The 26965-nt window shown below is 67.1% G+C and carries 27 protein-coding genes; 13 read left to right on the top strand and 14 right to left on the bottom strand.

What is annotated here, in order from left to right; translation table 11 throughout:
- Window positions 1–4 precede the first annotated feature (4 nt).
- The 4 genes from fabI to ABIE08_RS18190 all read left to right on the top strand — a co-directional run bounded on the left by fabI (window position 5) and on the right by ABIE08_RS18190 (window position 4228).
- Entirely contained in the window at window positions 5–850 is an 846-nt protein-coding gene (gene fabI, locus ABIE08_RS18175) for an enoyl-ACP reductase FabI (RefSeq protein ID WP_354553254.1), read from the top strand.
- A gap of 200 nt (window positions 851–1050) precedes the next feature.
- Window positions 1051–1338, top strand: a complete 288-nt coding sequence (locus ABIE08_RS18180; protein WP_354553255.1) for a GIY-YIG nuclease family protein — start codon at window positions 1051–1053, stop codon at window positions 1336–1338.
- 123 nt (window positions 1339–1461) lie between these two features.
- Window positions 1462–3915, top strand: coding sequence for an ATP-dependent helicase HrpB (gene hrpB, locus ABIE08_RS18185; protein ID WP_354553257.1), 2454 nt, complete (start codon window positions 1462–1464; stop codon window positions 3913–3915).
- 85 nt (window positions 3916–4000) lie between these two features.
- Window positions 4001–4228: a DUF2442 domain-containing protein gene (locus ABIE08_RS18190; RefSeq protein WP_354553259.1), complete on the top strand. Its 228-nt coding sequence runs from the start codon at window positions 4001–4003 to the stop codon at window positions 4226–4228.
- 358 nt (window positions 4229–4586) lie between these two features.
- Here the strand turns inward: ABIE08_RS18190 and glk are convergent, their stop codons facing one another.
- Together glk and ABIE08_RS18200 are read right to left on the bottom strand one after the other, a co-directional pair.
- Window positions 4587–5624, bottom strand: a complete 1038-nt coding sequence (glk, locus tag ABIE08_RS18195) for a glucokinase (protein WP_354553261.1) — start codon at window positions 5622–5624, stop codon at window positions 4587–4589.
- Between the two features lie 53 nt (window positions 5625–5677).
- The gene (locus ABIE08_RS18200) at window positions 5678–6088 is read right to left on the bottom strand and encodes a methylglyoxal synthase (RefSeq protein ID WP_354553262.1); all 411 of its coding nucleotides are present in this window, start codon (window positions 6086–6088) and stop codon (window positions 5678–5680) included.
- Window positions 6089–6434: 346 nt separating this feature from the next.
- On the opposite strand from ABIE08_RS18200, the gene ABIE08_RS18205 reads away from it, so the two are divergent.
- The 7 genes from ABIE08_RS18205 (at window position 6435) to deoA (ending at window position 14202) form a co-directional block, all read left to right on the top strand.
- Entirely contained in the window at window positions 6435–7427 is a 993-nt protein-coding gene (locus tag ABIE08_RS18205; RefSeq protein WP_354553264.1) for a BMP family lipoprotein, read from the top strand.
- Between the two features lie 220 nt (window positions 7428–7647).
- Window positions 7648–9180: an ABC transporter ATP-binding protein gene (locus ABIE08_RS18210; protein WP_354553606.1), complete on the top strand. Its 1533-nt coding sequence runs from the start codon at window positions 7648–7650 to the stop codon at window positions 9178–9180.
- A 256-nt stretch (window positions 9181–9436) separates the two neighbouring features.
- The gene (locus ABIE08_RS18215; RefSeq protein ID WP_354553266.1) at window positions 9437–10567 is read left to right on the top strand and encodes an ABC transporter permease; all 1131 of its coding nucleotides are present in this window, start codon (window positions 9437–9439) and stop codon (window positions 10565–10567) included.
- A gap of 9 nt (window positions 10568–10576) precedes the next feature.
- Complete coding sequence (locus tag ABIE08_RS18220) at window positions 10577–11545, top strand: ABC transporter permease (RefSeq protein ID WP_354553268.1); 969 nt, start codon at window positions 10577–10579, stop codon at window positions 11543–11545.
- Window position 11546: 1 nt separating this feature from the next.
- Entirely contained in the window at window positions 11547–11972 is a 426-nt protein-coding gene (cdd, locus tag ABIE08_RS18225; protein ID WP_354553270.1) for a cytidine deaminase, read from the top strand.
- Window positions 11972–12790, top strand: a complete 819-nt coding sequence (locus ABIE08_RS18230) for a purine-nucleoside phosphorylase (RefSeq protein ID WP_354553271.1) — start codon at window positions 11972–11974, stop codon at window positions 12788–12790. Before cdd ends, ABIE08_RS18230 begins: the two co-directional genes overlap by 1 nt.
- Window positions 12791–12891: 101 nt before the next feature.
- Window positions 12892–14202, top strand: coding sequence for a thymidine phosphorylase (gene deoA, locus ABIE08_RS18235; protein ID WP_354553607.1), 1311 nt, complete (start codon window positions 12892–12894; stop codon window positions 14200–14202).
- Here deoA and ABIE08_RS18240 read toward each other — a convergent pair.
- From ABIE08_RS18240 to ABIE08_RS18265, 6 genes are all read right to left on the bottom strand, one after another.
- Entirely contained in the window at window positions 14168–14608 is a 441-nt protein-coding gene (locus tag ABIE08_RS18240) for a YciI family protein (protein ID WP_354553273.1), read from the bottom strand. The genes deoA and ABIE08_RS18240 overlap by 35 nt on opposite strands.
- A 40-nt stretch (window positions 14609–14648) precedes the next feature.
- A complete protein-coding gene (locus ABIE08_RS18245; RefSeq protein WP_354553275.1) occupies window positions 14649–15362 on the bottom strand; it encodes a DUF899 family protein in 714 nt (237 codons plus the stop codon).
- 116 nt (window positions 15363–15478) lie between these two features.
- Window positions 15479–16405 (bottom strand): cation diffusion facilitator family transporter, encoded by a 927-nt coding sequence (locus ABIE08_RS18250; protein ID WP_354553276.1) that lies wholly within the window; start codon window positions 16403–16405, stop codon window positions 15479–15481.
- A gap of 81 nt (window positions 16406–16486) precedes the next feature.
- The gene (locus ABIE08_RS18255; RefSeq protein WP_436409581.1) at window positions 16487–17278 is read right to left on the bottom strand and encodes a sulfite exporter TauE/SafE family protein; all 792 of its coding nucleotides are present in this window, start codon (window positions 17276–17278) and stop codon (window positions 16487–16489) included.
- A gap of 13 nt (window positions 17279–17291) precedes the next feature.
- Complete coding sequence (locus ABIE08_RS18260; RefSeq protein WP_354553278.1) at window positions 17292–17819, bottom strand: rhodanese family protein; 528 nt, start codon at window positions 17817–17819, stop codon at window positions 17292–17294.
- Between the two features lie 16 nt (window positions 17820–17835).
- Complete coding sequence (locus ABIE08_RS18265; RefSeq protein WP_354553279.1) at window positions 17836–18174, bottom strand: ArsR/SmtB family transcription factor; 339 nt, start codon at window positions 18172–18174, stop codon at window positions 17836–17838.
- Between the two features lie 83 nt (window positions 18175–18257).
- On the opposite strand from ABIE08_RS18265, the gene ABIE08_RS18270 reads away from it, so the two are divergent.
- Together ABIE08_RS18270 and ABIE08_RS18275 are read left to right on the top strand one after the other, a co-directional pair.
- Window positions 18258–19151 (top strand): MBL fold metallo-hydrolase, encoded by an 894-nt coding sequence (locus tag ABIE08_RS18270; RefSeq protein WP_354553280.1) that lies wholly within the window; start codon window positions 18258–18260, stop codon window positions 19149–19151.
- Window positions 19152–19293: 142 nt separating this feature from the next.
- Window positions 19294–20055 (top strand): SDR family NAD(P)-dependent oxidoreductase, encoded by a 762-nt coding sequence (locus tag ABIE08_RS18275; protein ID WP_354553281.1) that lies wholly within the window; start codon window positions 19294–19296, stop codon window positions 20053–20055.
- A 624-nt stretch (window positions 20056–20679) separates the two neighbouring features.
- Here the strand turns inward: ABIE08_RS18275 and cysK are convergent.
- The 6 genes from cysK to ubiE form a co-directional block, all read right to left on the bottom strand.
- On the bottom strand, window positions 20680–21645 hold the full coding sequence (gene cysK / locus ABIE08_RS18280) for a cysteine synthase A (RefSeq protein WP_354553282.1): 966 nt from the start codon (window positions 21643–21645) through the stop codon (window positions 20680–20682).
- A gap of 71 nt (window positions 21646–21716) precedes the next feature.
- Window positions 21717–22193, bottom strand: a complete 477-nt coding sequence (gene dut / locus ABIE08_RS18285; protein WP_354553283.1) for a dUTP diphosphatase — start codon at window positions 22191–22193, stop codon at window positions 21717–21719.
- A gap of 38 nt (window positions 22194–22231) precedes the next feature.
- Window positions 22232–23158: an Lnb N-terminal periplasmic domain-containing protein gene (locus ABIE08_RS18290; protein WP_354553284.1), complete on the bottom strand. Its 927-nt coding sequence runs from the start codon at window positions 23156–23158 to the stop codon at window positions 22232–22234.
- A gap of 96 nt (window positions 23159–23254) precedes the next feature.
- Window positions 23255–24505 carry a bifunctional phosphopantothenoylcysteine decarboxylase/phosphopantothenate--cysteine ligase CoaBC gene (gene coaBC / locus ABIE08_RS18295; protein WP_354553285.1) on the bottom strand — a complete coding sequence of 417 codons (1251 nt, stop codon included), beginning with the start codon at window positions 24503–24505 and terminating at the stop codon, window positions 23255–23257.
- Between the two features lie 45 nt (window positions 24506–24550).
- Complete coding sequence (gene ubiB / locus ABIE08_RS18300) at window positions 24551–26125, bottom strand: 2-polyprenylphenol 6-hydroxylase (RefSeq protein WP_354553286.1); 1575 nt, start codon at window positions 26123–26125, stop codon at window positions 24551–24553.
- A 4-nt stretch (window positions 26126–26129) separates the two neighbouring features.
- Window positions 26130–26909, bottom strand: coding sequence for a bifunctional demethylmenaquinone methyltransferase/2-methoxy-6-polyprenyl-1,4-benzoquinol methylase UbiE (ubiE, locus tag ABIE08_RS18305; protein WP_354553287.1), 780 nt, complete (start codon window positions 26907–26909; stop codon window positions 26130–26132).
- Window positions 26910–26965: the final 56 nt, after the last annotated feature.

The following is a 26965-nucleotide window of genomic DNA, read 5'->3' on the forward strand; positions in this document are numbered from 1 at the left end:
TCGAATGACGGCACCAACCAGCAACCTGATGAGCGGCAAGCGCGGGCTCATCATGGGTGTCGCCAACGATCATTCGATCGCCTGGGGCATCGCCCGCACGCTGGCGGCCCACGGCGCCGAACTCGCCTTCACCTATCAGGGCGATGCCTTCGGCCGCCGCGTGAAGCCGCTGGCCGACAGCATCGGCGCCAAGCTGCTGCTGCCCTGCGACGTCGAGGATGTCGCTTCCGTCGACAGCGTCTTCGCGGCGCTCAAGGCCGAATGGGGCAAGATCGATTTCATCGTCCACGCCATCGGCTTCTCTGACAAGAACGAGCTGAAGGGCCGCTACGCCGACACGACGCGCGACAATTTCGTGAAGACGATGGTGATCTCGTGCTTCTCCTTCACGGAGATCGCCAAGCGCGCCGCGGCGTTGATGACCGATGGCGGCTCGATCCTGACGCTGACCTATGGCGGCTCGACCCGCGTCATGCCGAACTACAACGTCATGGGTGTGGCCAAGGCGGCGCTGGAATCCTCGGTGCGCTACCTCGCCATGGATTTCGGCGGCGACAACATCCGCGTCAACGCCATCTCGGCCGGCCCCGTCCGCACGCTGGCCGGCTCCGGCGTCGCCGATGCGCGCATCATGTACAATTACCAGAAGAAGAACGCGCCGCTCCGCCGCACGGTCTCGCTCGACGAGATCGGCGGCTCGGCGCTGTATCTGCTGTCGGAACTGGGCGCCGGCGTCACCGGCGACGTGCATTTCGTCGATTCCGGCTACAACATCGTCTCGATGCCGCGCCTGGAAGAGCTGAAGGTCCACGAGGCCCACGCCGAAGCGATCAACCCGCAGGCGGATTGATTCTTCTCGGGGTTTGGATGAGTTCGAAGGGCGCCCAGGTGGCGCCCTTTTTGTTTTGGGGGTGAGCCTAGTTGTCTAGGACTTGGTCCATCCCCCACTCGCCGATAAACTCACCTGAAGTTGCATCTGCACGTGAACCGACCATGGATCCCTGCTTTCGCAGGGATGACGGCGAGGGTGGGTCGTGCAATTTTGGGTACATGACACCGTGCGTGTACATCCTGGCCAGCGGCCGTAACGGAACGCTCTACATCGGCGTGACGAGCAATTTGCCCCAGCGGGTCTGGCAGCATCGAGAAGGTTTCCTGGGCGGCTTCACGCGTCGATACGGGATCAAGACCTTGGTCTACTATGAGCGGCACGACACGATGGAATCGGCCATCCGCCGAGAGAAGCAGATGAAGCTCTGGAAACGGAACTGGAAGATCGAATTGATTGAGTGCGCCAGCCCGGACTGGCTCGATCTATACGAACAGATCGCCTTGTAGCCCCATCCTCCCCGTCATCCCTGCGAAAGCAGGGATCCACGCAGCGGAGCAGCCGCTCCCCCCGCAGCCGCAGAGAAACGCCCCCCACTGGCACGAAGGCCCGTCCCCCTCTATGACGGCGGCATGCTGCCCGTCGATGACGTCCTCCCCGAACTGAAATCCGTGCTCGAACGCGGCACCAGCGCCGTGCTGGTGGCGCCGCCCGGCGCCGGCAAGACCACGCGCGTGCCCCTGGCACTGCTCGACGCACCCTGGCGGGGCGATCGCCGCATCCTGATGCTGGAGCCGCGCCGGCTCGCCGCCCGCGCCGCGGCGCGGCGGATGGCCGAGACGCTCGGCGAAGAGGTCGGCCAGACCGTCGGCTACCGCGTCCGGCTCGAAAAGAAGGTTTCGGTAAAGACGCGCATCGAGATCATCACCGAAGGCGTCTTCACCCGCATGATCCTTGACGATCCCTCGCTCGATGGCGTCGCGGCGGTTATCTTTGACGAGTTCCACGAGCGCAGCCTCGACGGCGATCTCGGCCTGGCGCTGGCGCTCGATGCGCAGGGCGCGCTGCGCGACGATCTGCGTATCCTTGTCATGTCGGCCACCATCGACGGTGCCCGCGTCGCGCGGCTGCTCGGCGAGGCCCCGGTGGTCGAGAGCCTTGGTCGGATGTTCCCGATAGAGACCCGGCATGGCGGCCGCGACCCCGCCCGGCGCATGGAGGACGATGTCGCCGACGCCGTGCGGCGCTCGCTCGCTGCCGATAGCGGCAGCCTGCTCGTCTTCCTGCCGGGACAGGCGGAAATCCGCCGCGTCGCCGAGCGGCTGGAGGGGCGCGTCGCGCCCGAGGTCGAGATCGCGCCGCTCTATGGCGCGCTCGATTTCGCCGTGCAGGACCGCGCCATCCGGCCGGCCGCGCCGGGAAAACGCAAGGTGGTGCTGGCGACCTCGATCGCCGAAACCTCGCTGACCATCGAGGGTGTGCGCGTCGTGATCGATTCCGGCCTCGCCCGCGCGCCGATCTACGAGCCGGCGACCGGGCTGACCCGGCTGGAGACGCGCCGCGTCTCGCGCGCCGCGGCCGACCAGCGTCGCGGCCGCGCCGGCCGCACCGAGCCCGGCATCTGCTACCGGCTCTGGGAAGAAGGCCAGACGGCAGCCCTCGCGCCGTTCGACCGGCCGGAGATATTGGAGGCCGATCTGGCGCCGCTGGTGCTCGACCTCGCCAATTGGGGCGTCGCCGATCCAGGCCAGCTCGCCTTCCTCGATCCGCCGCCCAGGCCCGCCTGGGAGGAAGCCGTCGCGCTGCTGACCCGGCTCGACGCGCTCGACGCCGATCGCCGCCTGACGAAAGAAGGCGCGGCACTCGCCCGCCTGCCGCTCAGCCCCCGCCTCGGCCACATGCTGCGCAAGGGCGCGGAACTCGGTCTTGGCGGCCTCGCCGGCGCGGTCGCCGCCGTGCTTTCCGAAATCGGCCTCGGCGGCAACGACACCGATCTGCGCGAGCGCGTGCGCCGGCTCTTTGCCGCCCGCGATCCCAGATCCCGCGATTCGCTCGGTCTCGCCGCCCGCTGGGCCCGCGATGTCGGGGCGCGTCCGGACGATGGCCGGCAGGCGCCGGAGGAAGCGGGGCTGCTCACCGCCTTTGCCTTTCCCGACCGCATCGCCATGGCGCGCGGCGCGCCCGGCGCCTTCGTCATGGCGAATGGCCGGGGCGGCGTGCTCGATGCGTCCGACGCCCTGTCGCGCGAGCCCTATCTCGCCATTGCCAGCTTGCAGGGCGCGGCCGAAAAGGCCCGCATTCTGACCGCGGCGCCGATCACGCTGGCCGAGATCGAGGCCCATTTTTCCGGCCTGATCACGGACGAGGAAAGCGTCGCCTTCGATCCGCAGACCGGTTCGGTGCGCGGCCGCGCCGTGCGCCGGCTCGGCCGCCTGGTCCTTGGCGACCGGGCGATTGCCAAGGTCTCGGATGGAGCCGTGCAGGCGGCCCTGCTGGCGGAAATCCGCCAGCGCGGCGTGGCGGAACTGCCGTGGGAAAAATCGGCCGAGCAGTTTCGTGCCCGCATCGCCTTCCTGCATGCGCGGCTCGGCGGCGGGTGGCCGGATGTTTCCGATGCGACGCTGGCCGAAACCCTGCCGGACTGGCTCGGGCCTTTCCTGAGTGGCAAGCGCCGGCTCGATGCGGTGACGCCGGGGCTGTTGCATGAGGGGCTGGCGAGCCTCGTCCCCTGGGACAAGCGTGCGCTGATGGACCGCCTCGCGCCGACGCATTTCGATGCGCCTTCGGGATCGCGCGTGCCGATCGATTATTCGGACGAGAATGGCCCGGTTCTGGAAATCCGCGTCCAGGAACTGTTCGGCCTCGATCGCCACCCGGCGGTGGCCGATGGCGCGGTGCCGGTGACGGTAACGCTGCTATCGCCCGGCCATCGTCCGATCCAGATCACTCGAGACCTGCCCGGCTTCTGGCGCGGCTCGTGGAAGGATGTGCGCTCCGACATGCGCGGCCGCTATCCCAAGCATGTCTGGCCCGACGATCCGCTTGCCGCGCAGGCGACGGCGCGCGCCAAGCCGCGCGGCACCTGAGGCGGGATCGGGACTCGGAATTGCCATCCTGCTGTGGGCATTCTGGGGAAATCGAATCATCCGGCCGTCGCGGAAAGGAACGACCATGAAGATTGATCCCGTCGCCATCGATGCGGCCGTGACCAAGGAGGCGCTTCTGGTTAGTCTCGCTGATGGCCGCGAACTCGCGACCCCGATCGACTGGTTTCCGCGCCTTCTCGGCGCCACCCGCGCCGAGCGCGAGAACTGGCACCTGACCGGCCGCGGCGAGGCCATCCACTGGCCCGACCTCGGCGAGGACATCGAGATCGCCAGCCTGCTGCGGACCAGCTGACCTTCGGCCATGCCGGGTGGTGGCAGGAGGCCGCCACACGCTCGCCGTCATCTCCGCGCAGGTGGGGACCCATTCATCCCCGTTCTTTGACGCAAAACCAGAGATCTAGCTGCCGACGCCTCGGCTGCATGGATCCTCGCTTTCGCGAGGATGACGGCGTTTTGGATGTTTGCGTCGGCGCTCCTTCACCTCTCCCTGAGGGCGAGGTCGACGGCCGCAGGCCGGCGGGTGAGGGTTTACGGCCTCACCGGATGAGCCTCTCGACGACGCACCGCCTGACCCGGAGGGTTCCCGAAACCCTCACCCGGGCGTCGCTCCGACCTCTCGCTCAGGGAGAGGTAAAGCGAAGGACTTGCCCTCACTTATGCCAGCGGCGGCCTTCGGTGACGATGCCGAACAGATCGGGGTGGCGGGCATAGGCGGTGATGCCGGCCAGCGCCGGTTCGGGATGGACGACGACCGAGGTCGGCATCCGGTCCATCATCGCGCCATGCGGCACCTTGTCGATGAAGGCGTCGCGAAAACCGCTCTCCTTCAGGAAGGGCGCGATCTTGGCGGCGATGCCGCCGGCCAGGAACACGCCGCCATTGGCCATGAAGATCAGCGCCAGATTGCCTGCGAGCCGGCCGAGATGCACGCAGAACAGTTCGAGCGCTTCTTCCGCCGCCGCGTCGGAGCGATCCATCGCCGCGGCGGTGATCTCGGACGGGTTGTCGAAGCGCGCCGCCTCGCCCCGGGCGCTGGCGACCGCCCGGTAGAGCCGCAGCAGGCCGCTGCCGCAGAGCAGCGTTTCGCCCTCGATGCGCGCGAACGGGTCGGTCTGCTGGTGCGGCCGCTCGATATGCGGCCAGATCTCGAAATCGCGCGCGCTGACCGGCGCCAGGTCGATATGGCCGCCCTCGCCGGGCACCGGCAGCCAGGCGCCATTGGCGTGGATCAGCGCCGCGGCGCCGAGGCCGGTGCCGGGACCGACCACCACTTGCGCGCCATTGGCGAGCGGCGTGCCGCTGCCGATCGTCACCAAATCCTCGCCGGCCAGCGCCGGCAGCGACAGCGACAGCGCCTCGAAATCGTTGAGCAGGATCACCTCGTCCAGACCGAAGCGCGCGATCATCCGCTTGGGCTCGACCACCCAGTGGCAATTGGTGAGCGGAACCTGGTCGCCCTGGATCGGCCCGGCCAGCGCCAGCACGGCCGAATGCGGCGCCGCGCCTTCCGGCAGCACGGCGGCGATCGCGTCGTCGATGGTGGCGAAATCGGCCGTCAGCACGGTCGGGAACCGGATGACCCGGCCGGTCTCGTCCGGCACCAGCGCGAAGCGGGCATTGGTGCCGCCGATATCGCCGATCAGCGTCGGGAACGGTACGAAGGCGCGGGGCGGGGTGGTGGTGGTCATGGTGCCTTGGGTTGGCTGAGCGGGCGTTGGCAAGCTGGGCGGTGCGGAGCGCATCACGATGTCTGCAGGAAGGCGTCGGGATGGGCGATCAGGAGATTGGCGGTCGCCTGGTTCAGCGCCATCGGAATGTCGTAGAGCGCGGCGAGCCGCATCAGCGCCTTGACGTCTACGTCATGCGGCATCGGCGTCAGCGGGTCGACGAAAAAGATCAGGCCCTTGATGCGGCCCTCGGCGATCAGCGCGCCGATCTGCTGGTCGCCGCCGAGCGGGCCGCTCTTCAGCCGCGTCACCGGCAGCGTCGGCACGGCGGCGAGGATCCGGCTGCCGGTCGTGCCGGTGGCGAACAGGTCGAAATCCCCAAGCTTGGCCTGGTGCGAGACGGCAAAGGCGACGAGCGCGTCCTTCTTCTGGTCATGCGCAACCAGGGCTAGGGCCGGGCGGATCGGGGCCGGGTCGATCGTCATTGTCAGTTCTCCAAGCGGTCTCCCGGACCGGCTTGCCAGTGATAGAAAAATCGGGGTCCGAGGAAAAGCCGAAAGTGAGGCAGGACGACAATTTGATGGCAGGCCCGCACCGGCGTTTCTTTGATCAGTTGTATAAAAAAATGTCGCCGCATAATCTGCCAGCCACGATCCGCCTTGCTTGTGAAGGGCAGGGTTGCGCGGGGGCCTGAATAAAGAAAGCGCATGAAATTTGCCGGGCTCCATGCAAAATGGAAAAGAACGGCCGCTCGTCGGTAACGTCAGGGGAACTTTCGGTCTGGCGATCAACGCCCGACGAAGACGCCTTCAAGAGGAGAGAGTCACCATCATGATCCGCAAGTTTATCGGGGTAGCCTTCGTGGCGCTTATGGCCACGGGTTCGGCCTGGGCTGCCGACGTCAAGCCGGCCATCGTCTATGGCACCGGCGGCAAGTTCGACAAATCCTTCAACGAGGCCGGCTTCAACGGCTCGGAGAAGTTCAAGTCCGAGACCGGCATCGACTACAAGGATTTCGAGCCGCAGAACGACACGCAGGGCGAACAGGCAATCCGCAATTTCGCCAAGCGCGGGTTCAACCCCGTCGTCGCGCTCTCCTTTGCCTGGACCGATGCGGTCGCCAAGGTCGCGAAGGAATTCCCCGATACGCAGTTCGTGCTGGTCGATTCCGTCGTCGAGGCTCCGAACGTCCGTTCGGTCGTCTTCGCCGAGGACGAGGGCTCCTATCTCGTCGGCGTGCTCGCCGGCCTGAAGTCGGAAACCAAGAAGGTCGGCTTTGTCGGCGGCATGGACATCCCGCTGATCCGCAAGTTCGGCTGCGGCTACGTCCAGGGCGCCAAGGCGGCCGGCGCGACGGACGTCTTCCAGAACATGACCGGCACGACGGGCGCTGCCTGGAACGATCCGGTTCGCGGCGGTGAACTCGCCAAGTCGCAGATCGACCAGGGCGCGGACGTGATCTACGCGGCAGCCGGCGCCACCGGCCTCGGCGTGCTGCAGACCGCCGTCGACGCCGGCAAGCTCGGCATCGGCGTCGATTCCAACCAGAACCACCTGCACCCCGGCAAGATCCTGACCTCGATGGTCAAGCGCGTCGACGTCGCCGTGCACAACGCCTATTCCGACGTCAAGGACGGCAAGTTCACCGCCGGCACCCAGGCGCTCGGCCTCAAGGAAGGCGGCGTGGACTGGGCGCTCGACGACAACAACAAGCCGCTCGTCACCGACGAGATGAAGGCTGCCGTCGAAAAGGCCAAGGCCGACATCATCTCCGGCACCGTCAAGGTTCATGACTACATGACCGACGAGAAGTGCCCGAGCTGATCGCGGTCCGTTTCTGAAACCCGTCGCGATGCCGGATTTTCTCGGCGTCGCGACGGATCCGATGCGGCCGGCGGCGCCGGCGAGGGGCATCCCGGCGGAGCGAGCGCTTCGCGCCGGGTTCGGAGGTCCGGCCCCTTTCCCGGTCATGGCGATGAACAGTCCGGCCACCTTCCTTAAGAAGGTGCAGCCGTTTCGGGGCCCCTGAATGACAGCTTCGACCTTGGATTCCACGCCCGCCATCGAGCTTGTCGGCATCGACAAGCGCTTCGGGCCGGTCCACGCCAACAAGAACATCCACCTCGCCGTCGCCAAGGGCTCGATCCATGGCATCATCGGCGAGAACGGCGCCGGCAAGTCGACGCTGATGTCGATCCTGTACGGATTCTACCATGCCGACAGCGGCCAGATCCTGGTCGACGGCAAGGAGATCCGCATCACCGACAGCCAGACGGCGATCCAGGCCGGCATCGGCATGGTCCACCAGCACTTCATGCTGGTCGAGAATTTCTCCGTGCTCGAAAACGTCATGCTCGGCGTCGAGGGCGGCGCGCTGCTGAAGGGCGGCGAGACCGCCGTGCGCCTGGCGCTGCAGCAGATCGAGCGCGAATACGGGCTCGATGTCGATCCCGACGCGATCATCGAGGAACTCCCGGTCGGCAAGCAGCAGCGGGTCGAGATCCTCAAGGCGCTCTATCGCGGCGCGGAGGTGCTGATCCTCGACGAGCCGACCGGCGTGCTGACGCCGGCCGAGGCCGACCATCTGTTCAAGATGCTGGCGCAGCTGAAGGCGCAGGGCAAAACCGTCATCCTGATCACGCACAAGCTGCGCGAGATCATGGCGATCACCGACACCGTCTCGGTCATGCGGCGCGGCGAGATCGTCGCCACGCGCAAGACCTCCGAGACCACCATGCCGGAGCTGGCCGAGCTGATGGTCGGCCGCCGCGTGCTGCTGCGCGTTGAGAAGGGCGAGGCGAAGCCTGGCCCCGTCGTGCTCTCGGTCGAGAACCTGACCGTCAAGGACGGCCGCGGCGTCACCATGGTCGACAACGTCTCCTTCGAGGTCCGGGCCGGCGAGATCGTCGGCATCGCCGGCGTCGCCGGCAACGGCCAGTCGGAACTGCTCGAGGCGATCGCCGGCATCCGCAAGGCCTCGTCGGGGCGGATCATCATGAATGGCGAGCCGGTCGACAGGAATGGCCGCATCGACCCCGCGCTCCTGCGCAAGAAGGGCCTCGCCCATGTGCCGGAGGACCGGCACCACATGGGCCTGGTGCTCTCCTTCGAGGAAAACGAGAATTCGATCCTCGGCTACCAGGACGATCCGAAATATCTGAAGGGCCCGTTCCTCAACATCGACGCGATCCGCAAGGACGCCGTGGAGAAGATCGAGAAATACGACATCCGCCCGGCCGATCCGCGTCTGAAGACCGCGAATTTCTCCGGCGGCAACCAGCAGAAGATCGTGCTGGCGCGCGAAATCGAGCGGGATCCGGCCTGTCTTCTCGTCGGCCAGCCGACGCGCGGCGTCGATATCGGCGCCATCGAGTTCATCCACAAACGCCTTGTGGCGCTGCGCGACCAGGGCAAGGCGATCCTGCTGGTTTCGGTCGAGCTGGACGAGATCCGCTCGCTGTCGGACCGCATCCTGGTGATGTTCGCCGGCACCATCGTCGGCGAGCCGGATTCCCATGCCGACGAGCAGGAAATCGGCCTGATGATGGCCGGCATCGGCCGGGAGGCGGCGGAATGATGATCGACGCCCAAGCAAGCGCTGATGCGGTCCCCCCCTCCCGAAGCTGCTTTCGCTTCGCTCGGCACCTTCGACCTCCCCTCAAGGGGGAGGTTCAGCAAGGATCTTTTCGCGGTAGCGAGCTCCGCTTGAACCCTCCCCTTGAGGGAGGGTCGAAAACGCCGTGGCGTTTTCGGGGAGGGGCCAAAAGCCGCCATCCCGCCAGCCTTGCCAACGCGTTGAACCGCGGTTCCCACAGCCACCCGGAAGCACACCCATGAGCGTCCCACTCGGAACCCTGCCGCGCTGGGTCAATTTCGGCCTGCTGCCGCTGATCAACGTCGCCGTGGCCTTCGCGCTTTCCGGCCTCGTCGTGCTGTTCATCGGCGAGAACCCGATCGAGGCGGTGAAATACCTCGTCCAGGGCGCGCTCGGCGATGGCGAGGGCATTGCCTTCACCCTCTACTACGCCACCAATTTCATCTTCACCGGCCTCGCGGTCGCGGTCGCCTTCCATGGCGGCCTGTTCAACATCGGCGGCGAGGGCCAGGTCTATCTGGGCGGCCTCGGCGTCGCCTTCGCGGCGCTGACGCTCGACCGCTATATGCCCTGGTACGTCACGGCCGTGTTCGCCACGGCCGCGGCCTTCGCCTTCGGCGCCGCCTGGGCGTTCATCCCCGCCTGGCTGCAGGCCAAGCGCGGCAGCCACATCGTCATCACGACGATCATGTTCAACTTCATCGCCGCCGCGCTGATGGTCTATCTGCTGGTCAACGTCATCAAGCAGCCCGGCAACATGTCGCCGCAGACCCGCCTGTTCGAGGAAGGCGGCCAGCTGCCGAAGCTCGGCTGGCTGATGCAGGTCTTCGGCCTCGATATCGGCGCCGCGCCCTTCAACGTCTCGTTCCTGATCGCCCTGGTCGCGGCGGTGGCGGTGTGGCTGCTGATCTGGCGCACCCGCTTCGGCTACGAGATCCGCACGATGGGGACCAATGCGACGGCGGCCGTCTATGCCGGCATTCCCTATGTGAAGACCGTCGTCATCACCATGCTGATCTCGGGTGGCCTCTCCGGCATGATGGCGCTGAACCCGGTGATGGGCGACGCCGGCAAGCTGCAGATCGATTTCCCCGCCGGCGCCGGCTTCGTCGGCATCGCGGTGGCGCTGATGGGCCGCTCCCATCCGGTCGGCATCATCATCGCCTCGATCCTGTTCGGCGTGCTCTATCAGGGCGGCGCGGCGCTCGCCTTCGACATGCCCAACATCTCGCGCGAGGTGATCATCCTGATCCAGGGCCTGGTCATCCTGTTCGCGGGCGCGCTCGAGCACATGTTCCGTCCGGCGCTGATCGTGTTGTTCGCCCCGAAACCCAAATCCGTCGCGGCGTCGCCCGCCGGCGCGGCCTGAGGAGCGATCATGGACTTCGCCGATCTGATCCAGATCCTCGCCGCCACGGTCCGCCTGTCCGTGCCGCTGATCTTCACCGCGCTCGCCGGCCTCTATGCCGAGCGGTCCGGCATCTTCGACATCGGCCTGGAAGGCAAGATGCTGTTCTCGGCCTTCTCCGCCGCCTCGGTCGCCACCGTCACCGGCTCGCCCTGGCTCGGGCTGTTCGCCGGCATCCTGACCGGCGTGCTGCTCAGCCTGCTGCACGGCTTCGCCTCGATCACCCAGCGCGGCAACCAGATCATCTCGGGCGTGGCGATCAATTTCATCGCCTCCGGCCTGACGATCCTGCTCGGCAATGCCTGGTTCGGCCAAGGCGGCCGCACGCCGCAATTGCCGAACACGGCCCGCTTCACCGAGATCACGCTGCCCTTCGCCGCCGATATCGCGCCGATCCCCGTCCTCGGCCCGCTCTATTCGGGGCTGGTTTCCGGCCAGAACATCCTGGTTTATCTCGCCTTCCTGGCGGTCCCCTTCACCTGGTGGGTGCTCTATCGCACGCGCTTCGGCCTGCGCGTCCGCGCGGTGGGCGAAAATCCCGGCGCGGTCGACACGGCCGGCATTTCCGTCGCCTGGCTGCGCTACCGCGCGCTGATCTGCTGCGGCATCCTTGCCGGTTTCGCCGGCACGTATCTGTCGATCGCCCAGTCCGCCGGCTTCATCCGCGAGATGTCGGCCGGCAAGGGCTATATCGCGCTGGCAGCGCTGGTCTTCGCCAAGTGGAAGCCGCTCAACGTGCTTCTGACCTGCCTGCTGTTCGGCTTCCTCGACGCCGCCTCGATCCGCCTGCAGGGCATCATCCTGCCCGGCATCGGCGAGGTTCCGGTGCAATTGATCCAGGCACTGCCCTACATCCTGACCGTGATCCTGCTTGCCGGCTTCATCGGCAAGGCGATCCCGCCCAAGGCTGGCGGCGTGCCCTATGTGAAGGAACGCTAAGATGGACGACCAGCTCAAGGCGGAACTGCTGCAGCGGGCGCAGGAAGTCCGCCTCAATGCGCACGCGCCCTATTCGAAATTCCTGGTCGGAGCCGCGGTGCTGACCGAGGATGGCGAGGTCTATGTCGGCGCCAATGTCGAGAACGCCGCCTATCCCGAGGGCTGGTGCGCCGAGACCTCGGCGATCGGCCAGATGATCGCCGCCGGCATTCCGGGCGACGGCCGCCGCATCGCCGCCGTGGTGGTCGTGGCCGACCGGGTCGATGGCGGCATCGTCTGCACGCCCTGCGGCGGCTGCCGCCAGCGGCTGAAGGAATTCTCGCATCCCACCACGCTGATCCATTGCTCGGATCCGACCGGCGAGGGCCAGGATTTCACCATGGCGCAGCTGCTGCCGGCTGGCTTCTCCATGGACGAGCGGTTCTGATGTCGGCGCTTCGGGACGACGGCCGCGCCGCGGCCGCCGTGCTGCGCGACCGGCGCGACGCGCCCTATCGCATCGGCATCGTGCTCGGCTCCGGCCTCGGTCCGCTGGCCGACGCCGTCACCGACGCCGTCCGCATTCCCTATGCCGAGCTGCCCGGCATGCCGGTGTCGAAGGTTTCGGCCCATGCCGGGGCGCTGGTGGCGGGCCGGCTGGAAGGCGTCGAGGTCCTCGTTTTCTCCGGCCGCTCGCATTTCTACGAATCCGGCGACGCCTCGGTCATGCGCAACGCCATCGGCCTGCTGAAGGCGATGGGCTGCGAGGGCGTCATCCTCACCAATGCCGCCGGCTCGCTCCGCCCCGAAATGGGGCCCGGCTCGCTGATGATGTTGGAAGACCACATCAATCTCTCGGGCGCCAATCCGCTGATCGGCGAAGAGACCGATGCCCGCTTCGTCGGGCTTTCCGTTGCCTATGACCTGGTGTGGCGCGCCAGCCTGGAGCGCGCCGCCAAGCGCGAGGGCGTCGATCTCGAAAGCGGCGTCTATATGTGGTTCTCCGGCCCGTCCTTCGAGACGCCGGCCGAAATCCGCATGGCGCGCATCCTCGGCGCCGATGCGGTGGGCATGTCGACCGTGCCGGAGACCATTCTGGCGCGGTTCTTCGGGCTGAAGGTCGCCGCCATCTCCAACATCACCAATCTCGGCGCCGGCATGGCGGCGGGCGAGCTGTCGCATGGGGAGACCAAGGAAATGGCGCCCCTCGGTGCGAAGAAGCTCGAAAAGATCATCCGCCGATTCCTGCGGGATCTGGAGGACTGACGAAGGGGCCCGCCACCTCTCCCATGGGGAGAGGTGAGGTATAGTGCGATCCGTGACCATGGCTGGACGCGTATCGGTATGGGAGGCGTGCCAAAGAAATGCTGCTGCCGCAGGAAATCATCCGCGCCAAGCGCGAGGGCGAGGCGCTTGCCCCCGAGGCGATCCGCTTCATGGTCGAGGGCCTGACTTCCGGCGCCGTCTCCGAAGGCCAGGTCGCCGCCTTTGCCATGGCGATCTTCTTTCGCGGCATGACGCGCGACGAGGCGGTGGCGCTGACGCTCGCCATGCGCGATTCCGGTTCGGTGCTCGACTGGTCGCACCTCGACGGCCCCGTGGTCGACAAGCATTCGACCGGCGGCGTCGGCGACAATGTCTCGCTGATGCTGGCCCCGATGGTCGCGGCCTGCGGCGCCTATGTGCCGATGATCTCCGGCCGCGGCCTGGGCCATACCGGCGGCACGCTCGACAAGTTCGATTCCATCCCCGGCTACCAGAGCCAGCCCGACCTCGCCCTGTTTCGCCAGGTGGTGAAGGATTGCGGCACCGCCGTCATCGGCCAGACGGCCGATCTCGCGCCGGCCGACAAGCGCCTCTACGCCATCCGCGACGTCACCGCGACGGTCGAATCGATCCCGCTGATCACCGCCTCGATCCTGTCGAAGAAGCTCGCCGCCGGGCTGCGGGGGCTCGTGCTCGACGTCAAGACCGGCACCGGCGCCTTCATGGCGAGCCATGCCGACGCCCGCGCGCTGGCGAAAAGCTTGGTCGAGGTGGCAAACGGCGCCGGCGTCCCCACCACGGCGCTGATCACCGACATGAACGAGCCGCTGGCATCGGCCGCCGGCAATGCGCTCGAGATGCGCAACGCGGTGCACTACCTGACGGGGGCGGCCCGCGACGCGCGGCTGCACGAGATCACCGTGGCGCTCGGCGCCGAGATGCTGATCACCGCCGGCCGCGCCGATGGCGTCTCCGCCGCGCGCGAGCGCATCGAGACCGCGCTCGCCTCCGGCCGCGCGGCGGAAATCTTTGGACGCATGGTGGCGGGGCTGGGCGGCCCCGCCGATTTCGTCGAGCGCGTCGACGACTACCTGCCCGACGCCGAGATCGTGCGCGACGTGCTGGCCGAGGATTACGGCCATGTCGCCGGCATCGACACCCGCGCCGTCGGCGTCGCGGTGATCGAGCTCGGCGGTGGCCGCCGCATGGCGAGCGACCCGATCGACCTCTCCGTCGGCTTTTCCGACCTCGCCGGCATCGGCGCCCCGATGGACGCGAAGACGCCGCTCGGCCGGGTGCATGCGAAATCGGAGGCCGACGCCGACCGCGCCTCGGCGCTGCTGCGCGCCGCCTACCGCCTCGGCCCCCGCCCGGAAGTCAGCGCGACCGTGTATGAGCGGGTCGAGGGCTGAACTCTTCTTCGCGGGCCGGCGCCAGCGGGGGCGGCCTTCCTTCGCCCGTCACGCTGTGGGTGTGGTCGAGGATCGGCCGGACCTCAATGCTGCCCATCCGCGCCATGGGCGAGGCCCTGGCGATCGCGATCGCCGCGTTCCGGTCTTCCGCCTCGATGATCAGGAAGCCGCCGAGCATCTCCTTGGCCTCAGTGAAGGGGCCGTCGGTGACGCTGGCCTGCCCCGCCCGGACGCGCACCACGGCGGCGGTCTCGGGCGGTTGCAGCGGCCGCGCCAGGATCAGTTGCCCCGCCTGGCGCAGGGACCAATCCTGCTCGATCGTCGCGTCGGTGAGCCGGGCTTGCTCTTCCTTCGACAACGCTGCCATCGCGTCGCCGTCGATATAGACCAGGCAGGCAAACTGCATCGGAAGCTCCTTTGATCGGGGGCGAGCGAGGCTTGGGCCTCTAGCGGTATTCCAGCTCCGGATACCAGTCGGTGCCGCGGCCTTCCGGCGTCAGGTCGAGCACGGTCCAGAGCGGCATCACGTCCGGGGCGCCGCGCGGGTCCTGGCCGGGATCGGCGCTCTCGCCCATCTCGTCGCGCCAGAAATGGCGGATGACGCCGTCCCTGCGCGTGAACACGTTGAGCGCCGGGATGTCGGCATCCTCGGGGCTCGCATAATCCCGCGTGTAATCGCCGCTCATGTCCGAATAGAGCTTCAGCGCCTTCCAGCCGCGCTCCTGCTTGAACGCCCAGAGCCGCTCGATCGGCGAGCGGGCGACCATGGCGAAGGCGACGCGCTGCTCGATATCCCGCGCCTCGCCGTCCCAGGCGCTCATCAGCGCCGTGCACATCGGGCAGGGCCGCTTGCGCTGCGGCCCATACATGTAGTTGTAGACGACCAGCGTCGTGTGCTCGCCGAACAGGCCGGCGAAATCGACCGGCCCCAGCTCGCCCTCGAAGCGGTAATCCTTGTCGACGATGGCGCCCGGCGGCAGGGCGCGGCGCTGCGCCGCCACCCGTTCGATATGGCGGCGAAGCTCGATTTCCTCCGCCAGCAGCGCCTGCCGCGCCTGGCGATAGGCCTCGCTCTCGTTCGGCACGCGGGCGGTGTTGCGGGCCGCCATTTCCCGGGCCGGAACGAGCGTCTCCGGCGGAACGATCTGGTCATGCGGCATGGTCTCATCCCTTTCGCTGCTTCGCGCTGGCGCGGGCCAATCGGCCGCGCCTCAAGCCCCCGACGAACGGACCGGCCGCAAATCGACAGCGAGGAGACGGAAAAGGCGAAAAAGTCCTATTCGGCCCATTCGCTGTCGGTGGTGAAGGCGATGGTGAGCCAGCGATTATAGCTCTCGTCGCCGATCGCCTCGCCGATCTCGTCGCGGATCCGGTCCCATTCCTCCAGCCGCCGCGCCGGTTCGTTCTTGGCGACGATGAAATAGATCTCGATCTGCTTGGCGCGGCCCACCTTGGCGACATAGGCGCGATAGGCGAGAAAGCCATGCCGCCGGACCGTATCCGTCGCCACCTGGTCGACATGCTCCTTCAGATCGGCCGGCGCCAGCAGCAGCATCTCCGAGACCGCCTGGCGCACCGTGCCGATCGGGATCGGGATGATGGCGGCGCTGATCACGGCGAGCGCGACGGGATCGATATAGGGCGAGATCCATTCATGCGCCGTGCCCTCGACGGCATAGCCGATGGCGAAGGCAATGAGCAGCGCGCCACTGATCGCGCCCGACATCACCCAGGAATGGATGTCGAGCTTGAGAAAATCCGACTGGATCCTTCGGTTGGCGCGCCAGTCGACCACCGTCATCACGACGCAGACGACCAGTGTCGCCGCGGCATAGATGATGGCATAGCCGAATTCGAGCTCGCGCCCGCCGCCCTGGATCGAGAGGATGGCGTTGATCAGCGCATAGATGGCGACGATGATCAGGATGGTGCCGTTGAGGCCCAGCACGATCGGCTCGAGATGCCAGAAGCCCATGCTGAAGCGGTTGCGCAGTTTTCCCGAAACCGCGTCGCGCTGGGCCGATTGCACGATCAGGTGCGACACGCCGAGCGCCACCGTGGTCATGGCGGCGTCGGCCAGCGCATAGACGCCGTCAAAGGCGATGGAAAACGACCCCGAAAGCAGGCCAAAGCTGATGCCGAACGCCGCGACGACAAAGGTGATCGCGATCGACGCGCGGAGGATGGTCTGTTCGGTCAGCAATCGTCTCTCCCTGGCCCACTTCGGCCGGACGCCGGCGGCGCGGGACCTTAGCGAGACGGGCGTCCGGATGCACGCCCGCTTTCAGGCAAGCAGGCCGCGCAGCAGCACATAGCTGCCGACCGAGATCACCACGCCGGCGAAGATCGGGCCGAGCCATGCCTTGCGGCTGGAGAGATGCCGGCCCGCCGCCGCGCCGACCAGGCCTCCGGCGACCCCGCCCAGCACGAAGACGAAGGCCAGCGGCCAGTCGACCAAGCCGCTGGCGGCATAGCTCGACGCCGTCGCCGCGCCGAAGGCGCTGACGGCGACCAGCGACGTGCCGATGGCGAAGGTAAGCGGCATGCCGGTCGCGAGCATCAGGCCGGGGACGATGAGAAAGCCGCCGCCAATGCCAAAGAAGCCGGAGAGGCCGCCGACGCCGAGCCCGGTCGCGATCAGGCGCGGCAGCAGATGGCGGGCGGTTTCCGCCGTCAGGCGAACCCCTTCCTGGCCGGCGGCGCCGCGCCGGCGCAGCATCACCAGCCCGACGACGATCATCAGCGCGCCGAACAGCATCAGCAGCTTGTGGCCGTCGACCGACTTGGCGAGCTCCGCGCCAGCCAGCGCGCCGATCACGCCGGCCGCCGCGAACACCGCGCCGCAGCGCCACTTCACCCGGCCCGCCCGCCAATGCGGCATGAGATTGGCGAAGGCGCTGGCCGCCACCGCCACCGTGGCCGTGCCGATCGCGACATGCGGCGACGCGACGCCGACGCCATAGACGAGGAACGGAACGGCGAGGATCGATCCGCCTCCCCCGACCAGCGCCAGCACGAAGCCGACGATCGAGCCGAAGAAGGCGCCGAGCAGGTCTGTGAAGAGGCTGGGCATGATCATCTCTCTAGACTCAGCCCGCCAGCGTCGAAGGCGTGCGGTTCCACGGCGCGAGCCGCAGGATCCGCGCCATGGCGCAGGTGCCGGAGACGCCGGCGAACACCAGGCCCGCACCGACGAAGCCGGAAAGCCAGAAGAAGGCCGGATGCACCAGGGCGCCGAGCAGCGCGCCGATCACGACCAGGCTGCCGGCCACGATCTGCACCTGGCGCATCATCTCGATCGGCTGGCGCCGGTCGGCGACGACCGCATGGCCGGCCTTCTTCCAGCTGTCGAGCCCGCCTTCCAGCCGATAGGCCTCGCTTGGCGCGGCGGCGGCCAGCCGGTCGGCATGCGCCGTCGTGCGCGCCCCGGAGCGGCAGGTGAAGATGATGGGACGACCGGGTTCCACGTCCAGCGTCTGCAGCGTCGAGAGCGGCCGGGGCCGGGCGCCGGCAATGTGTTCGCGGCGGAATTCGTCCGCCTCGCGGATGTCGACCAGCAGCGCGCCGCCTTCGACGAGTTCCTTCGCCCGGTCTGCCGGGATTGCCTTCAAGGTCATGGGTCTTTCCTTCGTGTCAGGTCTGGGGTGTGGTTTCGGTCCGGCAATAGAGCCGGTGCAGCACGGCGATCAGTTCGCCGATGCGGGGGTCGTCGAGGCGATACCAGATGGTCTGGCTGTCGCGCCGGGAGGTGACGATGCCGCTCTCGCGCATCTTGGCGAGGTGCTGCGACAGCGCCGACTGGCTGAGGCCCACCGTCTCCGCGAGCGCGCCGACGGTCATCTCGCCATGCTCGACGAGCTTGCAGAGCACCATCAGCCGCCGCTCATTGCCCAGCGCCCGCAGCAGATCGGCGACTTCCATCGCATTGGCTTCGAAGGCGGCGAGATCCAGGGGGGCGAGGTCGTGCGGCATGAAAAGCTTCCTGTCTATTAGGTGTTGCTAAATTAGTAATCGCTAATATATATGTCAAGCCATAAGCGATAAAGGAGACCATCATGTCGTCGTCCCACAGCGCGCCCGTCATCCGGGCCTTCTTCGATGAACCGACCCACACCATCAGCTATCTCGTCGCCGACCCGGCGACCCGGAAGGCCGCCGTCATCGATCCGGTGCTGGACTATGATCCGCGCTCCGGAACGGTCGATCTGCGCTCCGTCCGCGCCATCCTGGCCGCGGCGCGCGAGGCGGATTGGGATATCGTCTGGGTGCTGGAGACGCATGCCCATGCCGACCATCTCTCGGGCGCCCCCTATATCAAGGCCGAGACCGGCGCCACGATCGGCATTGGCGAGCACATCAAGGACGTGCAGCGCATCTTTCGGCCGGTCTTCAACGCGACCGACCTGAAGACCGATGGCAGCGATTTCGATCACCTGTTCAGGGATGGCGAGCGCTTCCGGATTGGGGACCTTGAGGCCTCGGTGCTGCATACGCCCGGGCACACGCCGGCGGATGTCGTCTATCGTATCGCCGATGCCGCCTTCGTCGGCGACACGCTGTTCATGCCGGATTATGGAACGGCGCGGGCCGATTTCCCCGGCGGCGACGCCCGCACGCTGTATCGGTCGATCCAGCGCCTGCTGGAGCTGCCGGGCGAGACGCGGCTGTTCATGTGCCATGACTACAAGGCGCCCGGCCGCGATCACTATGCCTGGGAGACCACGGTGCAGGCGCAGCGCGACGGCAATGTGCATGTCGGCGCCGGGACCAGCGAGGAGAAGTTCGTCGCCATGCGCGAGAGCCGCGACGCGACCCTGTCGGCGCCGACGCTGCTGTTGCCCTCGATCCAGGTCAACATCCGCGCCGGCCGGATGCCCGCCGCCGAAAGCAATGGCGTGCGGTATCTGAAAGTCCCGGTCAAGGCCGCACCGGACGCCGCGCTGCTGTGATCCGAGCGGCCACCGGGGCAGGGGCGCCGCATTCTGACGTGCGCCCCTCAAATTTCGATTCCTCTCCTATCCGGTTTGGCCTAAAACAGGCGCGGGCCGGCAGAGCCGGCGAAGACGGATCGTTTCAGGGACGGAAAACCTCATGACCAGCGGCGCCATTTATCCGAGCCTCAAGGGCCGGACCGTGCTCATCACCGGCGGCGGCAGCGGAATCGGCGAAGCCATCGTTCGCCACTTCGTCGCGCAAGGCTCTAAAGTCGGCTTCCTCGATATCAACGCCGAAGCCTCCGAGGCGCTGGTGAAGGAGCTTTCCGCCACCGGCACCGTGCATTTCGAGAAGTGCGACCTGCGCGACATCGCGGCGCTGCGCCAGTCGATCGAGAATGTGCGCCAGAAGCTCGGCCCGATCACCATCCTGGTCAACAACGCCGCGCACGACCAGCGCCACAAGCTGGAAGACGTGACGCCCGAATATTGGGACGAGCGCTACCAGGTCAACATCCGCCACCAGTTCTTCGCGGCCCAGGCCGTGGCCGAGGACATGAAGGCAGCCGGCGGCGGCGCCATCATCAACATGGGCTCGACCTCCTGGATGATCGGCCAGGGTGGCATGCCGGCCTACACCTCGGCGAAGTCGGCCGTGCAGGGCCTCACCCGCGGCCTGGCGCGCGACCTCGGGCCGTTCAACATCCGCGTCTGCTGTGTCGTCCCGGGCTGGATCATGACCCAGCGCCAGATCGACCTCTGGCTGACCCCGGAAGCCGAAGCCGACCTGATGAACAAGCAGTGCCTGAAGCGCAAGCTCTACCCGGACGACATCGCCAAGCCGGTGCTGTTCTTCGCCTCCGACGAGGCCTCCGGCTGTACCAACCAGAGCTACGTCGTCGACGGCGGCTGGGTCTGAGACTTTTCTGTTTCGCCAAAAAAGAGAGGCCGGCTTTCGCGCCGGCCTTTTTTATGGCGCTGATGGCGAGGGACCTTGCTTCACCTCTCCCATGGGGAGAGGTCGGAGCGAAGCTCCGGGTGAGGGGATGCGATCTATCCGGTGAGGCCTCAACCCCTCACCCGCCGGCCTCCGGCCGTCGACCTCTCCCTCAGGGAGAGGTGAAGGCTCCCGCCTCGCAATGACCTGGGCCCCCACACTCGCCGTCATCCCGCGCTTGACCCGGGATCCATTCAGCCGACTGCTTTGGGAAGCTGCATGGATCCCGACTTCGCGCGGACGCGCCGGAGTTGGATACGGCGCCGTTTTGCTCTCTGCCATGAGAGAGAGATAAGGCGTTTCGCGTAGGGGTTGAGGGAAAAACCCTCACCCCAGCCCTCTCCCGTGAACGGGAGAGGGGGCAGGTCGAGCCTCGCCCCTTACGCACCGATCTCCGTTCAGACCGCACGCCCGATCCAAACGCGCCGTCCGAAAACCCCTCGCTTGGCTGCGCGAGAGGGTTGGGTGAGGGGCTTGCTTGCAGGCTGAGGGAAAACCCTCACCCCAGCCCCTTATCCCGTGAACGCGAGAGCGGCAGGCCGAGTCCTATTCCAGACCTTCGAACAGAGCGGTCGACAGATAGCGCTCGGCGAAGGAGGGGATGATGATGACGATGTTCTTGCCGGCATTTTCCGGACGTGCGCCGACCTTCAGGGCTGCGGCGACCGCGGCGCCGGACGAAATGCCGACCGGGATGCCCTCGACCCGCGCCACTTCGCGCGCCGTCTCCAGCGCCTCGGCGCTGGCGATCTGCACGATCTCGTCATAGATCGTCGTATCGAGCACGCCGGGGATGAAGCCGGCGCCGATGCCCTGGATCTTGTGCGGGCCGGGCGCGCCGCCGGAGAGCACAGGGCTTTCGACCGGCTCGACCGCGATGACCTTGAGCGACGGCTTGCGCGGTTTCAGCGCCTGGCCGACGCCGGTGATGGTGCCGCCGGTGCCGATGCCGGAGATCAGGATGTCGATGCCGCCATCGGTATCGTTCCAGATCTCTTCCGCCGTGGTTTCGCGGTGGATCTGCGGGTTGGCCGGGTTCTGGAACTGCTGCGGGATGACGGCGTCGCCGATCTCCGCCTTCAGTTCTTCGGCGCGGGCGATCGCGCCCTTCATGCCCTTCGGCCCCTCGGTCAGGACCAGTTCGGCGCCGAGCAGCTTCAGCATCTTGCGCCGCTCGATCGACATCGTCTCCGGCATGACCAGGATCAGCCGGTAGCCGCGCGCCGCCGCGACGAAGGCGAGGGCGATGCCGGTATTGCCCGAGGTCGGCTCGATCAGCGTGGTCTTTCCGGGCGTGATCGTGCCGGCGGCCTCCATCGCGTCGACCATGGCGACGCCGATGCGGTCCTTGACGGAAGCGATCGGGTTGAAGAATTCGAGCTTGGCCAGCAGATGGGCCTGCACGCCCTTCTGCTTCGCAAGGCGGTCGAGCCGGACGATCGGCGTGTCGCCGACCGTGTCGGTGATCGACGCATAGATCTTGCCGCGCCCGCGCTTCTTGTCATCCGCCATTGGTCGTCTCCTCAACCCGTTGCTCTTGTGGGCGAAATCCTAGTCCAGCCGGCCGGCCGGGTCGAGCCTCGCTATTGGCCGCCGGTCGAGCCGAAGCCGCCGGCGCCGCGCGTCGTTTCGGCCGAGAACTCGCTGACCACCTCGAAGCGCGGCCGCACCACCGGCACGAACATCATCTGCGCGATGCGGTCGCCCGGTTGAATCTCGATTGGCGCGGTGCCTATGGCGTTGCGGTTCCAGACGCTGACCAGGATCGGGCCGAGATAGTCGGCGTCGATCAGCCCGGTCGAATTGCCGAGCACCAGGCCCGTCTTATGGCCGAGGCCGGAGCGGGGCAGGATCATCGCGGCGACGAACGGATCGCGGATGAACAGCGACAGGCCGCTGGGGATCAGCACGGCCGGCGAGCCGGGCTCGATCGAGAGGGGGGCGTCGATCGCGGCGCGCAGGTCGATCGCCGCCGCCATGTCGCTCTGATAGGCGGGCATGCCCCAGGCCTCGAGGCGCGGATCGAGCACCTTCAGTTCGATGGTCGGCTGGTGCGGCACGGCAAGGTCCTCAAATGCAACGGAAGGCTAACGAGGGGTTAACGGGAGGGGAGGCTGTTAACCCGGATGGCGCGGGAGAAGCCGGGGCTGTCGCCGGCGGCGATGCCGAGCGCGCTGACGGCGGCCCGTCGGCGGAACTCGGCCTCGGTCAGGCCCGACTTAAAGCCTTGATTCTGATAGATATAGCTCGGCAGATAGCCGGACAGCAGGATGCGGTAATCGAAGGGCAGCGCCGGGTCGAGCGCGCGCAGCAGGCGGAAAACCACCGTCGTGCAGTTGGTGGTGACCGTATTGTAGAAGGTCGGCACCTCGGCCAGGTGATTGCCGGTATCGAGATAGGACAGGAACAGTTCCCGCATGCCGGCCTTCGGCATCTGCACGGGATAGAGATAGACGTCCTCTCCCCGGATGTTGGTTCTGAGGCGGATGATGTCGCGCTCGTCGGCGGCGATCAGCGCCAGGTCGAACTCCTTGAAGAAGCCGCCGATCGAGGAGAAGCTCTCGCCCTTCTCCTTGCGGATTTCGGCTGAGAAAACAACATGTTGTCCGTCTTCGAAACCGAAGGAGACAAGCGTGTGGGCAATCGCCGGTCCCGCCCAATAAGACAGGAACAGGTCGACGGATTCGATTTTCGACAGGTCGTAGGATCGCGTTTCCCAGCGCGGCGTGAACTGGGTCTCGGTCTGCCAGTCGAAGTTGCGAACGTTCGTCAGCGTGACGATGTCGCCGTCGCGCGTGCCGGTGACGATGTACGCAACGTCGGGCGCCCATTCGTGATCGAAGCTCGGCTTGATGCTCGTCCACCAGAGCAGCGCCGCGATCAGCGCCAGCCCATAGACGCCGCGAACGATCCACGAACGCCTTGTAATATCAAGGTAAAGCACGCCAAGTGCGAACAGGCCCCAGGCGCCGATGGCGATCTTCGCGGCAATTGGCGGCAGCGGCAGCTGGTACCAGAACGCCATGCCGGCCAGCGCCGCGGTGAGCGCGATCAGCAGCCAGAGGAGCAGTCGTCCGATCCAGCGAAGGAGGGTCAGGAGGGCGCGGATGATGAGCCTCGTTCAGGCGGTCGGCGGCAGGCGGCCGGCGATCCAGTGCACCAGGCGGCGGGCGACCTCATCCTTCGGCAGCTGCGGCCAGCTTTCGATCCCCTCCGGCGTCACCAGATGCACGGTGTTGGCGGCGCCGCCCATGACGTTATTCGCCGGCGAAACATCGTTGGCGACGATGATGTCGGCACCCTTGCGACCCAGCTTTTTCCGCGCATTTTCAAGCACATCGTCGGTCTCGGCGGCAAAGCCGACGACGAGGCCCGGCCGGCCATCCCGGCGGTGCGCGATGGTCGAGAGGATGTCGGGATTCTCGGTGACGTGCAGCGGCGGCACAATACCGCTGCCATCCTTCTTCAGCTTCGAGCCCGCCTCATGCGCCGGCCGCCAGTCGGCGACGGCGGCGGCGAAGATGGCGATATCGGCGGGAAGCGCGATCTCGACGGCGGCGAGCATGTCGCGCGCCGTCTCGACCCGGCGGACCGAGACGCCCTCGGGGTCCGCCAATCCGACGGGTCCGGCGACCAGCGTCACGCGGGCACCGGCAGCGGCCGCCGCGGCCGCGATGGCAAAGCCCTGCTTGCCGGAGGAGCGATTGGCAATGTAGCGGACGGGATCGATCGGCTCGTGCGTTGGCCCCGCCGTCACCAGAACGTGCTTTCCCAACAAGGGCTTGGCGGTGGTGGTCGTGCCACTATCGCCCGCCAGAAGCGCTTCGACGGCGGCGACGATGGCGAGCGGCTCGGACATCCGCCCGGTGCCGGCCTCGCCGCTCTCGGCCATCTCGCCGCGCTCGGGGCCGGCGAGCCGGATGCCGTCGGCGATCAGGGTCGCGATGTTGCGTTGGGTTGCGGGATGCGCCCACATGGCCGGGTTCATCGCCGGGGCGACGAGCACCGGCAGCTTGGTCGCGAGCAGAATCGCGCTGGCGAGGTCGTCGGCATGGCCGCCCGCCATCTTGGCCAGCAGATCGGCGGTGGCGGGGGCGACGACGATCAGGTCGGCCTCGCGGGCCAGCCTTATATGGCCGACATCCTGCTCGGATTCCCGGTCGAACAGCTCGGTATAGACGGTGCCGCCGGCGAGCGCGCCGGCCGCGAGCGGCGTGATGAATTCCTGCGCGCCGCGCGTCATCACCACGCGGACCGTGGCGCCGCGCTCCTTGAGGCGGCGGATCAGGTCGAGGCTCTTATAGGCGGCGATGCCGCCGGCGATGACGAGCAGGATCCGCTTGTCCCGAAGCGTCGCGTCCGAATGCGCCATGATGCTTCCCCGCTGTCGTCTCCGCGCGGTGCGCGAAGGCCAGAGCTACGTGAACATATTCCAGGCGAGCAGCACAACCGCCACCCAGACGCCGATGGTCAGCCAGCGATTGCCCCGGCCCTCGGCCCGGCCGATCGCCTCGACGGTTTCCGGCGAAAGGGTGATGCCGTCGCGGGTCGCGTCGCTCAATTGCGCGGCGATCCGGGCGCCATGCTGCAGCATGGTCGGCAGGCTGGTGACGGCGCGGCCGAGATCGGCGATGCCGGTGCCGGCTTGTTCAAGCTTGCCAAGTGGCCCGAGATTGCGCTCGATCCATTCGCGCACCACGGGCTCGGAAGCGTCCCACATGTCGAAGGTGGGGTCGAGCGAGCGGGCGACGCCCTCGACGACGACCATGGTCTTCTGCAGCATGAGAAGTTCCGGCCGCGTCTGCATGTCGAACAGTTCGGTCACTTCGAACAGCAGCGTCAGCAGCTTGGCCATCGAGATGTCGCTGGCCGGCTGGCCGTGGATCGGCTCGCCAATGGCGCGCAGCGCCTGGGCGAAATCTTCCGGCGCGTGGCGGGCCGGCACGTAGCCAGCCTCCATGTGCACTTCGGCGATGCGCAGATAGTCGCGGCGGATGAAGCCGTAGAGAATCTCGGCGAGGAAGCGCCGCTCGGCCTGACCGAGCCGTCCCATGATGCCGAAATCGACCGCGACGACATCGCCGGCCGCATCGACGAACAGATTGCCCTGGTGCATGTCGGCATGGAAGAAGCCGTCGCGCATGGCGTGGCGCAGGAAAGCCTGCATCAGCCGTCGCGCGACCGCCTTGCGGTCATGGCCGGCCGCCTCGATGCCGGCGGGATCGGAAAGCTTGACGCCATCGATCCATTCCAATGTCAGCACGTCGCGCGCCGTGCGGGCCCAATCGACCTTGGGCACGCGAAAACCGGGGTCGCCCTGGGTGCGCTCGGCCATTTCGGAAAGCGCCGCTGCTTCAAGGCGCAAATCCATCTCCATCGAGACGGAGCGCGCCAGCGTGTCGACCACGGCGAGCGGCTTCAGCCGCTGCATGGCCGGATCGAGCCGCTCGACCAGATGGGCGCCGGCATAGAAGGTCTCGAGATCGCGACGGAAGCGGCTGCGCACGCCGGGGCGCAGCACCTTGACGGCCACGGCGCGCAACGTGCCGTCGGCCTCGATCACGTCGGCCTTGTGCACCTGGGCGATGGAGGCGGCGGCGATCGGCGGCGAGAAATTGGCGAAGATCGCCTCGACCGGCTTGCCGAAATTCTTCTCGATGACGACACGCGCCGCCGGCTCGCCGAAGGGCTCGATCTCGTCACGGAGCCGTCCCAGCGCATCGGCGACATCCTCGCCGACGAAGTCGGGCCGGGTCGCCATGAACTGGCCGAGCTTCACATAGGAAGGGCCGAGCCTGTTGAGGGCGGCGGTGATCCGCTCGCCGCGATCGGCGACGAGCGCCGAGCGGCGCTCGACCAGCCGGCCGAGCCGGACGCCGAGGCGCGCGCCGGAGGGCAGATCATCGATATCGACGAGGCTGAACGCGCCTTCGCGCGCCAGAACGAAACCGGCCGCGGCGAGGCGGAAAAGGGCGGCTATGCCGAGCGCCATTGCGTCAGATTTTCCAGCCCGAGTGAATGGCGGCGATGCCGCCCGTCAGATTGCGATAGGAGACCTTGGTGAAACCGGCCTGGCGGATCATCTCGGCAAAGCGCTCCTGATGCGGGAAGCGGCGGATCGATTCGACCAGGTAGCGATAGCTCTCGCTGTCGCCGGCAACCGCCTTGCCCATCGCCGGAATGACGTTGAACGAATAGAAATTATAGACCTTGTCGAGGCCGGGCACGTCGACGTCGGAAAATTCCAGGCAGAGGAAGCGGCCGCCGGGCTTCAGAACCCGGTAGGCTTCCTTCAGTGCCTGGTCGATGCGCGGTACGTTGCGGATGCCGAAGGCGATCGTATAGGCGTCGAAGCGGTTGCTCTCGAAGGGGAGTTCCTCGGCATTGCCCTCGACGAAGCTGACATGGTCGGCGAGGCCGCGCTTTTGCGCGCGCTCGCGGCCGACTTCCAGCATCGAGCCGTTGATGTCGCAGACCGTCGCGGTCGCCGATTTCTGCGAGCGCTCGACGATGCGGAACGACACATCGCCGGTGCCGCCGGCGACATCCAGCACCTCGAACGGCCGGTTGCGCGGCGGCGTCAGCCACGACACCATCGCATCCTTCCAGATGCGGTGCAGGCCGGCCGACATCAGATCGTTCATCAGATCGTAGCGCGAGGCCACCTTGTGGAAGACGTCGTTGACCATGCCCTGCTTGGCATCGACGTCGACATCGCGGAATCCGAAGGAGGCGCGGCCCTTTTCGGGCGTCTCGCTGCGAGATTCGGTCGCCATGGCGTCCCACTCCTTATATTACGCATGTGAGCCAGCGATCGCGGTGCGGGAAAGCC

Origin of the sequence: Kaistia defluvii, from assembly GCF_040548815.1 — a bacterium.
Classification (GTDB): domain Bacteria; phylum Pseudomonadota; class Alphaproteobacteria; order Rhizobiales; family Kaistiaceae; genus Kaistia; species Kaistia defluvii_A.